This is a genomic window from Corallococcus sp. AS-1-12 (assembly GCF_020036995.1).
Classification (GTDB): domain Bacteria; phylum Myxococcota; class Myxococcia; order Myxococcales; family Myxococcaceae; genus Corallococcus.
Genome location: NZ_JAIQDD010000002.1, coordinates 365,988 through 380,657, shown reverse-complemented (window position 1 = coordinate 380,657; position 14,670 = coordinate 365,988). Strand labels below are relative to the sequence as shown.

The 14,670-nt window shown below is 70.8% G+C and carries 7 protein-coding genes; 5 read left to right on the top strand and 2 right to left on the bottom strand.

The annotated features are described in order from the left end of the window. The first annotated feature begins 76 nt into the window (after positions 1–76). The 5 genes from K8556_RS03920 to K8556_RS03900 all read left to right on the top strand — a co-directional run bounded on the left by K8556_RS03920 (position 77) and on the right by K8556_RS03900 (position 11,697). Positions 77–616, top strand: a complete 540-nt coding sequence (locus K8556_RS03920) for a hypothetical protein (RefSeq protein WP_223738649.1) — start codon at positions 77–79, stop codon at positions 614–616. A 91-nt stretch (positions 617–707) separates the two neighbouring features. Next, the gene (locus K8556_RS03915) at positions 708–2,165 is read left to right on the top strand and encodes an SDR family oxidoreductase (RefSeq protein ID WP_223738648.1); all 1,458 of its coding nucleotides are present in this window, start codon (positions 708–710) and stop codon (positions 2,163–2,165) included. 26 nt (positions 2,166–2,191) lie between these two features. Beyond that, positions 2,192–9,112, top strand: coding sequence for a type I polyketide synthase (locus K8556_RS03910; protein WP_223738647.1), 6,921 nt, complete (start codon positions 2,192–2,194; stop codon positions 9,110–9,112). A gap of 29 nt (positions 9,113–9,141) precedes the next feature. Further along, entirely contained in the window at positions 9,142–10,215 is a 1,074-nt protein-coding gene (locus K8556_RS03905; protein WP_223738646.1) for a fatty acid desaturase, read from the top strand. Positions 10,216–10,335: 120 nt separating this feature from the next. Continuing rightward, on the top strand, positions 10,336–11,697 hold the full coding sequence (locus tag K8556_RS03900; RefSeq protein ID WP_223738645.1) for an FAD-binding oxidoreductase: 1,362 nt from the start codon (positions 10,336–10,338) through the stop codon (positions 11,695–11,697). Positions 11,698–11,719: 22 nt separating this feature from the next. Here the strand turns inward: K8556_RS03900 and K8556_RS03895 are convergent, their stop codons facing one another. After that, positions 11,720–12,736, bottom strand: a complete 1,017-nt coding sequence (locus K8556_RS03895) for a hypothetical protein (RefSeq protein ID WP_223738644.1) — start codon at positions 12,734–12,736, stop codon at positions 11,720–11,722. Positions 12,737–12,861: 125 nt separating this feature from the next. Then, complete coding sequence (locus K8556_RS03890; protein WP_223738643.1) at positions 12,862–14,481, bottom strand: leucine-rich repeat domain-containing protein; 1,620 nt, start codon at positions 14,479–14,481, stop codon at positions 12,862–12,864. Positions 14,482–14,670: the final 189 nt, after the last annotated feature.

Here is a 14,670-nt window from a genome sequence, read left to right as displayed (position 1 = left end):
GTCCTCCAAACCCTCGCAATCACGGGACTTCCCATGTCCCGGCGGCGAGTGTGACAGTGCCCCCATGCGCGCGGGCGTGACATCCACCGGGGCGAAGCCCTCTCCGGCCAGCGGCCTCTTGCATCCGGCGGTGCTCCTGGCCGTGGTGATGCTCGTGCTGAACGACCACGTGTTCAAGGCGCGCTGGCCGTCGTGGTGGACGGGGAAGCTCTCCGACGTCGCCGGGCTCGCGATGTTCCCGGTGCTCCTCCAGGCGCTGTGGGAGCAGGCGTTCCAGCGGCGCGTGCGGGAATTCCGCCCGTCGTTCCCGGTGCTCGTGGGCGCGGTGGTGCTGACGGGGCTGTGCTTCGGCGCCACGAAGCTCTCCTCCGACGCCGGGGATGCGTGGCGCTGGGCGCTGGGCGCGCTGCAGTGGCCCTTCTACGCGCTGCGCGCGGGGCTCGCGGGCGCGCGCATTCCCGCGGTCCGGCCCACGGTGCACACGGTGGACGTCACGGATCTGCTCACGCTGCCTTCGCTGTGCATTCCCCTGTGGCTGGGACGGCGGCGTGCTCGCGTGGTTCGTGAAGAGGGCGCGCGCATTCCCGCGCACGAGCAGTCTTCACCACCTCCTTGATTGCTGTGAGCTGTGCGCGTCGCTTCGCGGCACGTGTCAGACCCCCATTTACAGTCGGCCCCCGTCACGCATTGAACCGACAGGGGCCATCATGTCCGCGCGTTCTTCCCAATCCCATACATCCACGCCTTCGAACATCCTGGAGCAGGTGCGGCAGTGCGCCGCGTCCGTCACGCGGTATCCGCTCGACATCCTGACGGAGCATGCGCAGCTCGAGGACGAGCTGGGCATCGACTCGGTGAAGCTCGCGGAGATCGCCGCGGTCATCGCTCGGGAGTTCCAGTTGCCGCCGGACCGGCTGCCGCGGAACGGGAAGGCGCGCACGCTCGGCGCCATCGCGGGAGCGGTGAAGGAGGCGCTGGGAACGGCCCCGTCGCCCGTCGTCACGTCCGCGCCGCCTCCGGTGGCGTCCGCCGTGAGCGCTGGCGTCGAGGCGCGTGCTGGAACCCACGCTCCGGATCTCCTGACTCGCGTGCGCGCCGTGTTCGCGCGCGTGACGCGCTACCCGGAGGAGCTGCTCACGCCGCACGCGGACCTGGAGGACGAGCTGGGCATCGACTCCGTGAAGCAGGCGGAGGTGATGGCCGTGCTCATGAAGGAGCTGGGGCTGGGCGGAGCGCCGAAGCCGTCGCAGCGCCTGCGCACGATGGCCGCCATCGCCGACGCGGCCCGTGCGCTGCTGCCGGCCGCGCCGCCCGTGGTGGAAACCAGGCCTCGCGCGCCCGTCCACGCTGCGCCCGCGCCTGTTCCGTTGCGCACGGAGCTGCCGTTCGCGGGGAAGGTCGCGCTCGTCACGGGTTCGGGGAAGGGCATTGGCCGGGTCATCGCGACGCGGCTGGCGCGCGCGGGCGCGACGGTGGTGGTCAACTCGTTCCACTCGCGTGAGGACGGAGAGAAGACGGCGCGGGACATCGTCGACGCGGGCGGCAGGGCGGTCCACCTGTGGGGCTCCGTCGCGCAGGAGGAGCACCTGGAGCGGATGTTCGCGGCGATCCGCGAGCAGTTGGGCGGGCTCGACCTGCTCGTGTGCAACGCGTCCAACGGGCTCATCGGTCCGTTCGACCGCATCGCGCCCCGGGACTGGGACAAGGCGTTCCGCACCTGCATCACCGGCACCTACGAGTGCGCGATGCGCGCCCGTCCGCTGATGGCCGCGCGTGGGGGCGGGAGCATCGTCACCATGTCCACGTCCATGTCCCAGCGGTACATGCACGACCTGGGATGCCAGGGCGTGGTGAAGGCAGGCGTGGAGTCGCTCACGCGCTACCTGGCCGCGGAGCTGGCGCCGGATGGCATCCGCACCAACTGCGTGTCCGCGGGGCCCGTGCACGGGGAGCTGCTGGGCATGTTCCCGGACGCCCCGGAGCGCGTGGCGCGCTGGGAGTCCGCGACGCCCGGAGGACGGCTGTGCACCGCGGACGACGTCGCGGACGTGACCGAGCTGCTGCTGGGGCCGAAGACCCAGCGCGTGAATGGCGCCATCTGGGTGGTGGACGCCGGCCTCTCCGGGACCGTGGACGGCCTGCTGCCGGCCGCGCGCGCGTCCTGACCCGTCACCTTCCAGGAGCCACCACCATGGACTTCTTCGCCGTCCCGTATGACATCCACTTCGATGACACGATGGCCTACGGGAGCCATCACTTCCTCACCAACTTCAAGTTCCAGTGCGCCGGCCGGGAGCACCTGCTCTTCAGCCCGCACGCCTTCGAGGAGCCCGAGTTCCGGCGCGACTTCGACCAGGTGCTCCTGCTCACCTACGAGGGCTATTCGCGAAACCTGGCCCCGGCGGTGCTGGGAGACCGGCTGATCATCCTGACGTCCCTGGAGGAGCGCGGCGAGGTGTCCCTGCGCTTCTGCTTCCGCACGCTGAAGGGCGACGGCACGCCGGTGGCCTGCGGCTACCAGACCGTGCTCTGCGCGGACCGGCAGGGCGTGCTGCGCGCGTTCCCGAAGTCCTTCCAGCGCAGCTTCGAATCGCTGGCGGCACTGCACGAGCCCACGGGTCCGAAGAGCTTCCGCGACCTCGCCCTGCAGGGAGGCGCAGGCGTCCAGGCCTTGTTCCCGGAGGCCGTGCGCGAGCTGGCGCGGACGCTGCTGGCGGACACGGCCCCGCGCGGCGTTTCGCGGACGGTGCGTCTTCCGGAGCCGGTGCCCACGCCCGGACTTGCGTTGCCGGCCAACGCCACCGCGTTCCTGTTCGCGGGTCAGGGCACGTTCGAGCCCGCCCTCTTCCTCCAGTTGAAGGCGCTCCAGCCGGAGCTGCGTGACGAGCTGCTGGCGGTGTCGGAGGCCTGCCGTTCGCAGGGCATCGACGTGGGTCCGCTGCTCGCGGCGGAGGACGTGGCCCAGGTGGGCCGGGCGCTGGACGCGGCGCCGCTGTTGGATCAGCTCGGCATCTTCCTGTCCGGCGTGCTGGGGGCGCGGTGGATGGAGCGTCAGGGCACCCGGCCGGACGTGTTCGTGGGGCACAGCTTCGGGGAGATCGCGGCGATGACCGCGGCGGGAGCCATGGACCTGCGCACGGGCGCGGAGGTGGTGTGCCGTCGCATCCGGGCGCTCCAGACGGTGCCGGACGACCTGGGCACGCTCGCGGCGGTCGCCCTGTCGGAGCCGGAGAGCGTCGGGGCAATAGCGCACAGCGGGGCCAGGGCGCTGGAGGTCGCGGGCCGCAATCACTCGCGGCAGACCGTGGTCGCGGGGCCTCGTGAGGAGCTGGAGCGGTTGCGCGCGTTCCTGGAGCGGCAGGGCAAGGGCTTCACGTTCATCTCCAGCCGCTACCCGTTCCACCACCCGAGCCTGGCGCCCGCGGTCACCGCGTTCCGCGCGAGCCTCGCGGGCCTGTCCGTGCATCCGGCGCGGGGGCCCATCTATTCGCCCATCGAGCGGCGGGTGTACGGACGTGGCGGGTCCGAGCTGGCGGGGGCGCTCGCGTCCCACCTGGTGCGGCCCTTCGACTTCCCGGGCGCGGTGGAGACGTTGGTGGGCGCGGGCTGCGCGCGGTTCGTGGACTGCGGCACCGGGGGGCGGCTCACGCGCATCGTCCAGCGGATCCTGCCGAAGGACGCATCCGTGGCGCTGATGTCCGTGGACCAGTCGCTGCCCGTGGCCCCTGCGGCCGTGACGCCGGTGGCTCCGGCCATCGCGGTGGTGTCGCTGGGCTGCATGCTCCCGGGCGGCGCGAAGGATCCGGAGACGTACTGGCGGAACATCCAGCGGGGCATCAGCGGCATTGTCGACACGGGTGTGAGCCATCCGGATCAGGTCGTGGACTTCGTGGGTCCGGCGGTGACTCCGGACCGCACGTACACGCTGCTCACCGGGCGGGTCCTGGACAGCGACCTCGCGCCGCCTCCGGGAATCGCGCCGGAGCGCTTCCTGCGCTATGGCCGTGAGCAGCGGTTGCTGGCCATCGCGATCAGCCAGGCAATGGAGTCCTTGCGGTCCACCGCGCCGGGACGCATCCAGTGCCTGCTCGGCTCCACCGCGGACGGTTCGCCCGAGTACGACGAAGCGCTGTGCGTGGAAGCGGGAGAGGCCCTGCTGCGCGCACGGGGAGAGACGGCGCGGGACTTCTCCGCGCTGATGCGTGAGGCGCTGGGCGTCACCGCGACGTCCTCCGAGCTGGCGCCGCACCCCACCCTCCAGGCGGTGGTGACGGACGTGGTGGGCCCGAGCGTTTCCACGGTGCTGCTGGACGCGGCGTGTGCCTCGTCGCTCTACGCCATCGCGCTGGGGATGAAGGCGCTGGAGCGCGGCGAGGCCGACCTGGTGCTCGCGGGCGGGGTGTTCTCACCGGGGCCGGGCAACAGTTGTCTGTTCTCCCAGTTCAAGGGGCTCTCCGCGACGGGGAGCCGGCCGTTCGACGAGCGCGCGGATGGCGTCATCTTCGGAGAGGGCGCGGGAGTGGTCGGCCTGATGCGCCTGGAGGATGCCGTCTCCTCGGGGCTGCGGGTGCACGCGGTCATCCGTGGCGCGGGGCTGTCCAGCGACGGGCGCAGCAGCTCCGCGAACGTCCCGCGAGCGGACGGACAGGTGGCCGCGATGGAGGCGTGCTACGCGGCGGCGGGCGTTGAACCGGCGTCCATCCAGTACCTCGAAGCGCACGGAACGGCCACGCCGGCCGGGGACACCACCGAGCTGCAGTCGATTGGCCGCGTCTTCGGCGGCAAGCGCAAGGGACTCCAGCTCGCGAGCGTGAAGGCGTTGATCGGCCATGTCGGGTGGGCCGCGGGTGCGGCTTCGGTCATCAAGCTGTGCAAGGCGCTGGAGCACCGGAGCTTCCCGCCCCAGTCCCACTTCGACCGTCCAGGCGCGGGGCTGCGAGCGCTCGGGCCGGACTTCGAGGTGAGCACGCGGGAGCAGCCGTGGCCGGAGAACGGGGAGCATCCGCGCCGGGCGGCCACGAACGGCTTCGGCTTTGGCGGCACGAATGCGCACCTGGTGTTGGAGGAGTACCGGGGAGGCGCGCTCGCGCCGCGCGCCAGGGCCGTGCAGTCCAAGAGTGAAGAGCTGGTCGTGGTGGCCGCGGAGGGGATGTTCCCGGAGGTGCGCTTCGACGCCAAGGGGATGCGGCTGCCCGCGTCCGTGCGGCTGTTGCCGGACATCACCGAGGACATGGACCTCACGCAGCACCTGGGGCTCATCGTCGCGAGCGACGCCGTGAAGAAGCTGGGGGCGTTCGATTCGTTGCGGACGGGGACGGCCATCGTCCTGGGGTTGGAGGGCAAGACGCGCCGGGGCGTGGAGGCCACGCAGCGGGTGCTGGCGGACTCCACGCGGCGCAGGCTGCGCGAGCACATCCAGCGGACTCCGGACGCCGCGCGGCTGCTGTCGCTGGTGGACCGGCTCCACGCGGCGGTGAGCGCGCTGCGGCCGTCCGGGCCGTACACGCTCCAGGGGATGATGCCCAACGTCACGCCGGGGCGGGTGGCGGGGGTGCTCGACACCAAGGGTCCGAACTTCGTGGTGGACGCGGGGGCCAGCACCTTGGCCGCGTCGCTGCGGGCATCCAGGGCCCTGTTGGACAGCGGCTTCGAGCTGGTGCTGGTGGGCAGCGCTCACGTGAAGAGGCCCGGGGAAGGCCCCACCGCATCCGCGCCCGAAGAGGGCATGACGATGTTGGCGGTGACCACGGCCGCGAAGGCGGAAGCGAAGGGCCTGAAGCCACTGTGCCATCTGCGGATGTCCGAAGCCACGGGCTCCAGCTCAGGACCGGGCCTCACGTTGCCGCCCCACTCCGCCCGGGAGGCACAAGAGGTGCTGAGCGCGGTGCGGGCCGCCGCCGAAGGACAGGCCGTCACGCTGCGATTCCATCCGGATGCCGCGACCGGCACACGGCTGGTGCTCCAGCTTCATCCTGGCCTCGGCGCCCGGCCTGGAGCCCCGGAGGAACAATCGGTGGCGGAGAGGTCTCCCTCCGCGGAGCGCCGAGCTTCAGCGACGACCGCCACGCCCTCGGGCATGCCTTCAGTTCCCGGTGCTGAGAATCGAGACTTCGAAGGGACCGCCCTGCCGGCGGCGAACCGCACGAACCTGTCCGACAGTCGGACAGGTTTGGACAGCCAGGGAGAACCGACCCGAGCGGACGCAAGCGAGCTGCCGCGCCGCGCCGGTCTCCCGGCATCACCTGCGATGGCTCGGACGCAGCCGCGCCACCCGAACACCGGAAACCTGTCGGACAGTCGGACAGGTTTGGACCATGCCGGGCCGGAAGGGCTGCTGTTCCAACCGGGCCACGGGAACCTGTCGGACAGTCGGACAGGTTTGGGCAACCTCGGCCGCGAGGAGCTGCCGCTCCAGTCGGACCACGGGAACTTGTCCGACAGTCGGACAGGTTTGGGCCGCTCCGGACCGGAGGCGGGCAGCTTGGAGGCCCGTGGGAATGGCGCTCCGTTTGCACCAGGCGCCATCGCGACGCTCCCCGCGCGGCCCGACTCCGAGGCGACCGCCACCGGGGCCGTGCAGGCGCGGGCGGACTCGGCTCGCTTGGGGGAGGCTCGTTCGCTGTCGACCTCCGCTCCCAGCTCGGAGGCCGCTGATGGCTTCGACCACTCGGCTCCCATCCGCTACCACGCGCCTGTGCTCGTTGAGCGCCCGGCCCTGACGACCGGCGCATCACGGCTCCGTGGCCGTCGGGTGCTGTTCATCGCTCAGGACGAGGCCTTGGCCCGTGAGCTTTCGGCCCAGGCACACGACGTCTGCGGCCCTGAGTTCCGCATCCTCCACTCGGGTGCCTCCGATGCGGGGGCGCGGATCCACGGCATCGACCTGACTCGCGAGGAGACCGCGGAGGCAGGCCTGGATGCGCTCGGCTTCGAGCCTCAGGTCATCATCGCGGTGTGCCGGCTCCCTTCGCAGGAGAACGAGTCCTCCGTCGTCGCGGACACGGCCCTTCGCCATGAGGCGCTGGAGCTGCTCTTCCTGTCCGCCCGCCGCGCCTATGAGGCACTGTCCTCCGGCAACGTGACGCTGGCGAGCCTGTGCATCGGCGGCGTCGGCGCGCGCCGGACGCTGCACCCCGTCACCGGCCTCTTCGCCGGCCTGCTCAAGTCCCTGGGCCGCGAGGTCCCCTCGCGTGGCATCCGTGCCATCGCCACGGGTCCGCTTCCGCTCCGCATGGCGCTCGACCACGTCGCGTCCGAGCTGGGCTCCGGTGACGACACCGCTCCGGTGGAGGTCTGCTTCGACGGCTCCGTCCGCTGCGTCCGGCTGCTCCAGCCCACGGACGTCCCGGCTCGGCCCGCCGTCACGCTCGACTCCCACTCGGTGGTCCTGCTCACGGGCGGGGGACGCGGCGTGACGGCCGTCCTCGCCGGAGCGCTGCTCAAGCGGTACGGCTGCAAGGTCGTCCTCCTGGGCCGCAGCGACCCTTCCGACGCTCCCGAGCGCGTGCTCCAGGCGCGCGACGAGGAACTGGGCGCCGTGGAGCGCGAGTTCTATGCCTCAGAGCTCGCCCGCGACAGCTCCGTGCGCATGCCCGCGCTGCGAGCACGCTTCGAGCGCCACCTGGCCGTGCGCGAGCTGCGGACCACGCTCGATGGGCTCATGCGGCTCCCCGGCCAGATGACCTACCGCGCCGCGGACGTCACCCACCCCGAGGACGTGGACCGCGTGGTGGCGGAGCTGCTCCGCGAACACGGGCGGCTCGACCTGGTGGTCCATGGCGCGGGCACGCAGGTGTCCAAGAAGCTTCACCGCCGCCGGCTCACGGAGCTGCGCGGCACGCTGGACACCAAGCTGCTGGGACTGCGCAACCTGCGCGAGGCCTGCGCTCGCCGCCTCCCGGCCCCCGTGCCCTTCCACGTCCTGACCTCCGCGTTCAGCTACATCGGCAACGACGGACAGGCGGACTACGGCGCGGCGAACGAGGCGCTGGACCGGCTCTGCGCCTGGGTCAGTGACGCGCGCCAGGACGTGCAGTGGTGCAGCGTGGGCTGGCTCGCCTGGGACGGCATCGGCATGACGCGCGGCTCGGAGTACCGCGTGCTCGGCGCCAGCCGCCGGCTGCGCGGCATCCGCGCGGAGGAGGGCGAGGCGCTCTTCCTCCAGTTGGTGGACGGCCAGCCCGTCCAACCCATCAACGTCCAGCTCACCGAGAGCGAGCGCGCCTTCTACCACCTGGAGGTCCTCGCCCCGCCCGCGCCCACACCGGAGCCTCCGCGTCCCACGCGAAGGCCGCTCACCGTCGACGCGGCGAGCGTCCCGTGCCTGGAGGACCACCTCGTCCGGGGCACGCCCACCCTGCCCGGCGCCTGGGCCCTGGACTTGATGTTCCAGGCGGCCCTGGACAACGCGCGCCCCGAGCTGCGCACCGTCACCATCGAGGACGTCCGCTTCTCCCGCTTCATCCGCGTGAAGCCCGGCGGCCAGCAGTCCCTGCGCGCCGAGTGCACGCCCCTCACCGATGCCCCGGGCGAGCACAGCGTGCGGGTGAAGCTCACGGGGGACATCGTCCATGCCTCCGGCGTGGTGCTGGAGCGCGACCTCGTCTACGCCGAGGCCCGCTTCACGCTGACGGCGGAGCCGCCCCGGCCCCCACCCCGGCTGGAGGCCGCCCGCGCCTCGGGCCACGGCCTGCCCGTGCACGACCCGCACTGCGCCACGGGCTCCCCCATCGAGCTGCGCAGGATGTTCGACTGCCTGGAGGAGATCCGCCTGGAGGAGGACGCCCGCTTCGCGCGGCTCGGGCTGCCGGAGACTCCGCGGCAGGCGGGCCACGGCGTGCCGGCGCTCGTGCTGGACGCGGCCCTGCGCCTGAGCGCGATGCACGTGGACGGCGTGTCCAATGACGTGTTCGCGCCCGTGGGCGTCCAGCGGGCCACGTTCGACCGCGACCTGGTGGCGCACGACTCCCGGGCTCCCCGCCGCCTCACGCTGAAGTCGCTCGCCCCTCGCGTGGAGGGCGACCTGCTCCAGTGCGGCACCGTGGCGGCGCATGACGAAGCCGGCCGTCTGCGGATGCTCGTCGAAGGCGGCATCGCCCGTCCCATGGCCTGACAACCCCTTCTCCCGTCCAGGCAACCGCCATGACTGATTCCACTTCTTCCATTCCCCTGTCCCCGGATGACGCCAAGCGGCTCCGCTCGGAGCTGCGCCGCGTGCTGCCTCCGGAGGCCTTCGAACGACAACCCCTGCGAGGCATCGTGGCGCTGTGCCTGGTGCCGGTGGAGGCGGCGCTCATCTGGGTGCTCGGCACCTGGACGCTGCCCCACTGGGCCTGTCTGCTCATCGCGTTCGCGTTGGGTCAGCTCATCACCGCCGTGGGGCTCGCCGCGCATGAGGCCCTGCACCACTCGGTGTTCCACGGCCGCAAGTGGGAGAGCCTGCTGGGCTGGGTGGGCTTCGCGCCCTTCCTGGTGACGCCGGGCAACTGGAGGGCCTGGCACGTCCAGGCCCACCACGGCGCCGCCAACGTCCTGGTGAGGGATCCGGACATCCTCCCGCGCAGGACGGACTGGCACACCCAGGGGTTCGCGAAGCTGTTCCACGCCATGTCCCCCGGCTCCGGACACTGGCTGAGCTTCATCAGCTTCAGCGTCTTCTTCACCGCGCAGGGACAGGCCTTCCTCTGGCACCACTGCCGGCTGCCCGCGTTCCAGCACGTGCACCTGCACCGGACCCGGGAGCGCGTGCTCACGGTGCTCGTCACCGCGGGCTGGGTGGCGCTCGGGTGGGTCCTGGGGCCCCGGGCCGCGTTCTACGCGCTGGTGCTGCCGCTGCTCATCGGGAACGTCACGCTGATGATCTACATCGCCACCAACCACTGGATGCAGCCCGCGGCGGAGGAGACGGACAACCCCTTCGTGAACACCGCCAGCGTGGAGACCCACCCGCTGATGAACTGGCTGCACTTCAACTTCAGCTACCACCAGGAGCACCACATCTTCCCGGCGCAGAGCCCCAGGTATGCCCCCCTGCTGCGCAAGCACCTGCGCGAGCTGAGCCCCCGGGCCTCCATCGTCTACCCGCACCTGCACGCCCTGCGCACATTGTACCGGCGTCCAGCGCTCTACTCCGAGGATGGACAGACGCTGATGGACCGGGGCGGCACGCAGGAGGTCAGCACCACGGAGCTGCGCCGCCGGCTCGAAGCCACCTGAGCGGCCCCAGCCGCCCGGACGCCCGCCCGGTGGGTGGGCGTCCGGGTTGGCCCCGCTCCGACAGGCGAGGGCTCACCACGCGCCGCGGCATCCCCACCCTTCCGCCAACGGAGGAAACGGATGCGCACGGAGTCGGTGACAGGCGGTCCCCGGGTGGAGGGCTCTTCACGGGCGGAGGCGCTTCACGAGGCGAAGGTCGAAGCCATCAGCCAGCAATTGCGGCAGCGCAAGGGCCAGGGGCCCGCGTCCTTCAAGAAGAAGTCCCCACCCCACAGCGTCCCCAAGCGGTTCGATGCGCGGCGCCGCGATGAGAAGGTGGACCTGGGCGACCTGGACGCCATCCTCGACATCGACCCCGTGGGGATGACCTGCACCGCCGAGCCCGCGGCCACCTTCGACGCGGTGGTGCGCGCGACCCTGCCGCACGGGCTCATCCCGTTCATCGTCCCCGAGCACAAGACCATCACGCTCGGGGGCGCCATCGCGGGGTGCTCCATCGAGTCCATGTCCTTCCGCCAGGGCGGCTTCCACGACACGTGTCTGGAGTACGAGGTCATCACCGCGAAGGGAGACGTGCTGCGCTGCTCCCCGACGCAGGAGCCGCTCCTCTTCCAGATGATGCACGGCTCGTTCGGGACGCTGGGCATCCTGTCCAAGGTGCGCTTCAGGCTCACGCGCTGCGCGCCCTACGTGCGGGTGACGAACGAGACGCACACCACCCTGGAGTCCTTCCAGCAGGGCATCTGGCACCACTTCCAGGACCCGGGCGCGGACTACCTGGACGGGCAGATCTTCTCTCCCACGAAGCACGTGCTGTGCGTGGGCCACTTCGTGGACCGGGCCCCGTACGTCCACCGCTACGACTGGCTCACGGCCTACTGCGAGAGCATCCCGCGCCGGAGCGAGGACTACCTGACGACGTATGACTACCTCTTCCGCTACAACCGGGGCGTCACGCACGTCAGACCGAAGAACCTCCTCGCGCGGGCGCTGTTCGGAAGGCTCATCCACTCCGACAGCGTGCTGAGGACGGCCAACCGCTTCACCCGGCTGCTGCCGAAGAAGGACCCGCCCGTCATCGTGGACGTGTTCGTCCCCTTCTCCGGCACGGCCGCGTTCATGGACTGGTACCACCGCGAGATACGTCACTACCCCGTGTGGTGCGTGCCCTTCCGGCGGACGCGCGACTACGAATGGCTGACGCCCCGGTGGTGGTCCGGGATGAAGGACCCGCTGTTCCTGGACCTGGCCGTGTACGGCATGAAGCAGCCGCCGGGACGCAACGTCTACAAGGATCTGGAGGACGAACTCCAGCGCGTCAACGGCACCAAGACGCTCATCTCCTACAACTACTATGACGAGGAGACCTTCTGGAGCATCTGGAACCGCGAGACGTACCAGACCGTGAAGCAGCGCACGGACCCGGACAACCTCTTCCGGGACCTGTATGTGAAGACGTGCAAGGCGGCGCTCGGCCTTTGAGTCATCGCGGGTTGGATGGCTTTCAGCCGATCTCCGTGCGCAGGTTCAGCGGACCGGCGGGGACGCCCACGTCGTGGAGCGCGGGGTCGTCCTTCTCCGTCTGCCAGGCGTTGGCCTCCGTCACCGTCTTGCCGGTCGCCTCGTTGGTGATGGACATCTTGCCGTTGTGGCCCGCGGGGGAAATCTGGCTGGTGTCGAAGCCGCTCCAGCCGGTGCCGGAGTTCGCGAACGTGGCCTCGCCCCAGGTCTGACCGGAGTTCGCGCCGGGCTTCGCCGTGCCGTCCTTGGACGCGCACCACGCCACGCTGGTGTTGCTGTCGAACGCCACCACCTGCGACTGGCCGGGCTGGAGCGTGAACGTCTTGGGCGTGCTCTTGTCGAAGTTCTGCCCGTCGTTCGGGTTGCCGTTCTCGCCCGTCTTGTTCCAGAGCGTGAGGGTCTGCGGCTCGTTCGTCTTGTTGGTGAAGGTGTTGGTGTACTTGAACTGGCCCTTCTGGCTCTCGTCGATGAGCTGCATGTTGCTGTTGTAGGGCGACCCGACGTTGTTCTTCGCGAGCCACGGCGCGTTCGCGGGCGCGGGCTCCGTGGATCCGGCGGACGGCGGGCCGAAGCCGGGGCCCGCGTCGCTGTTGTACGTGGGGTGCGCCGGAGCGTCCGTGCTGGAGGCCGGAGCCGCGCCCTCTGCCGTGGGAGCCGCCTGCTGCGCCGGGGCCGCACCGCCCACGCCGCCCACCGCGGACGCGGCACCCTCCGCGCCCTGGCCCAGCGCCGCGGGCGACTGCGTCTGGAGCATCTTCACCAACTGCGTGAGCTGGGCCACGACCTCCGACAGTTGCTTCTGGAAGTCCCCGGAGGCGCCACCCAGCCGGCTCGGGCCCGCCTCGAAGGAGTCGGCCATGAACATCCGGCGCAGGTCGTTCCGGGGCTGCTGCGCCGAGGCGCCCACCCCACCCTGAGCCGGAGCGGCCGCCGGCTTGAGCTGGGAGATGCTCGAGGAAGGCTGGAAGGAGGACGCGCGGTTCAGGGAGGAGATGGACATGCCGGGACCAAGAGCACGGCACATGCCAACCCTGGGGCTTCGTGAAATCAGTCACTTGGGCCAGGCGTTCCCCGCCCAGCGCGATGACGCCGATCATCACCTGATGTCTGGCGTCACCAGGCGGCTCAACCAGCGAGGGCCGCGAAGACGTCCCGCAGGCCCGCGATGAGCGCGTCGCCGGGATACGGCTCGCCCAGCGGCCCCAGCGCGTCGCGCAGCGCTCCGAAGAGCGCGTGGACGTGCCGGGGCTTGTCGCCGTCCCAGTCCAGGTGCCGGGCGATCTCCTGGCTCCGCACCCGGAACTTCTCCAGCGTCTCTTCGTAGGGCGCCGCCACGGGGATGGTGATGCGCAAGAGCAGCGCCAGCAGCGCGAGCACCTCCGCGAAGTCATGGCGGTCCGCCTTCGCGTCGTAGAAGGACTCCAGGCGCAGGGTCTCCGGGCGGAACCAGTAGCCGACATAGGCCGCCGCGCTCTCCCGGCTGCGCTCCACGTCCACCTGGAGCTGGGCGTGCAGCGCCGGATCCACGTGCGTCACCAGCGAACGGAGGACCGTGGCCTGGCTCAAGGTCGCGCTGTCGAAGCGGCGCGCCGGCAGCGTGCGCAGCGGCGTTCCCTCGAAGGTGAGCACCTCCAGCTTCGGCAGCCGCGTGAGGACCTCCGGGAAGTCGAACATGAGCTGGACCTGCCGCCAGCTCCCGAAGGCCCGCTGGACGGAGGCGTACGGGTTGTTGACCAGGTTCACCCGCCGCAGCTCGACGCATCCGGCCAGCGACTCCGGCAGCCGCCAGAGGCAGTTGGCCTCCAGGTCCAGGACCCGCAGCTTCGTCAGCGAGCCCACGGAGTCCGGCAGCTCCAGCAGGCCGTTGCCGCGCAGGTCCAGCTCGCGCAACTCCGTGAGCTGTCCCAGCGCCTCCGGGAGCGCGCGGAGGTTGTTGCGGCGGAGGTTGAGCTTCTCCAGCTTGCGGAACAGGAAGAGCTCCTCCGGCAGGGACGTGAGCCCCTTGTCCTCCAGCGACAGGCTCTTGACCTTGTCGGGCTCCGCGAGCTTCTTCGCGACGAGCTGACGGAACGCCTCCCGGATGCTGGTGAACGCGTCGCGGGCGATGGGCTTGCCCGCCGCGAGCCGGGCGCGTGCCTTGTCCAGTTCGACGCGGCCGTCCGCCACCACCGCCGGCACGAAGACGCCCTTCGCGTCATAGGGGTCGCGCGTGTCCTCCACCCCGCCAGCCACCGCGAACACCTTCGAGTCCTGGCCCAGGTAGCGGTGCGCCTCCACGGCACCCACCACCGTGAAGGCGTAATGCGAAGCCAGGGTGCGGGCCTTGAGGTTGCCGCCCACGAAGACGCTGCCGTGGTTGTAGACCGCCACCAGGTCCTCGGTCGTCACGTCGCCGGTGACGTGGAGCCGGGCGCCGCCCATGGCGATGCGCTTCGCGACGAGGTTGCCGTGCACCTGGAGGAACGGTCCGAAGTCGTTCTCCCAGTTGAGCACGCAGCCTTCGACGGTGAGATCGCCTCGCACGATGAGACCGGTGAACGGAGGCGCGTCCTCGTCATCCTGCGCGAAGAGGCCCTGGCGGAAGTCCAGCCCCAGGTCGTGGGGGATGACGACACTCCCGGTGAGGACGAGCACACGGTCCGAGTCCTCCTCGCCATTGCCAGGGACCTTCACCTCGTCGCGCACCTGCGCCCAGGTGAACGTTTCGAAGGGCAGGTCGCTGGAGGGGGACGGCTTCTTCTTCATGGCCCGCCCTCTACTCCATCCGGACGGAGGCTGGCAGGACCATCCGTGCGCGCTCCCGGACCCGCTGAAGAACGGAATCCCCATCGCCCCTCTGTTCGCGGCCCCCCGCGTCCTGCGAATCTTCGCCGGCGCGACCGGGGTCGTGAAGCAGCTCGTCGCCCGGTCCCTGTAGCCCCCTCCCTTCTCACA

Coding starts and splice junctions, on each gene's coding strand:
- K8556_RS03915 (WP_223738648.1), top strand. CDS start 708: ATGTCCGCGCGTTCTTCCCAATCCCATACATCCACGCCTTCGAACATC.
- K8556_RS03910 (WP_223738647.1), top strand. CDS start 2,192: ATGGACTTCTTCGCCGTCCCGTATGACATCCACTTCGATGACACGATG.
- K8556_RS03905 (WP_223738646.1), top strand. CDS start 9,142: ATGACTGATTCCACTTCTTCCATTCCCCTGTCCCCGGATGACGCCAAG.
- K8556_RS03900 (WP_223738645.1), top strand. CDS start 10,336: ATGCGCACGGAGTCGGTGACAGGCGGTCCCCGGGTGGAGGGCTCTTCA.
- K8556_RS03895 (WP_223738644.1), bottom strand. CDS start 12,736: ATGTCCATCTCCTCCCTGAACCGCGCGTCCTCCTTCCAGCCTTCCTCG.
- K8556_RS03890 (WP_223738643.1), bottom strand. CDS start 14,481: ATGAAGAAGAAGCCGTCCCCCTCCAGCGACCTGCCCTTCGAAACGTTC.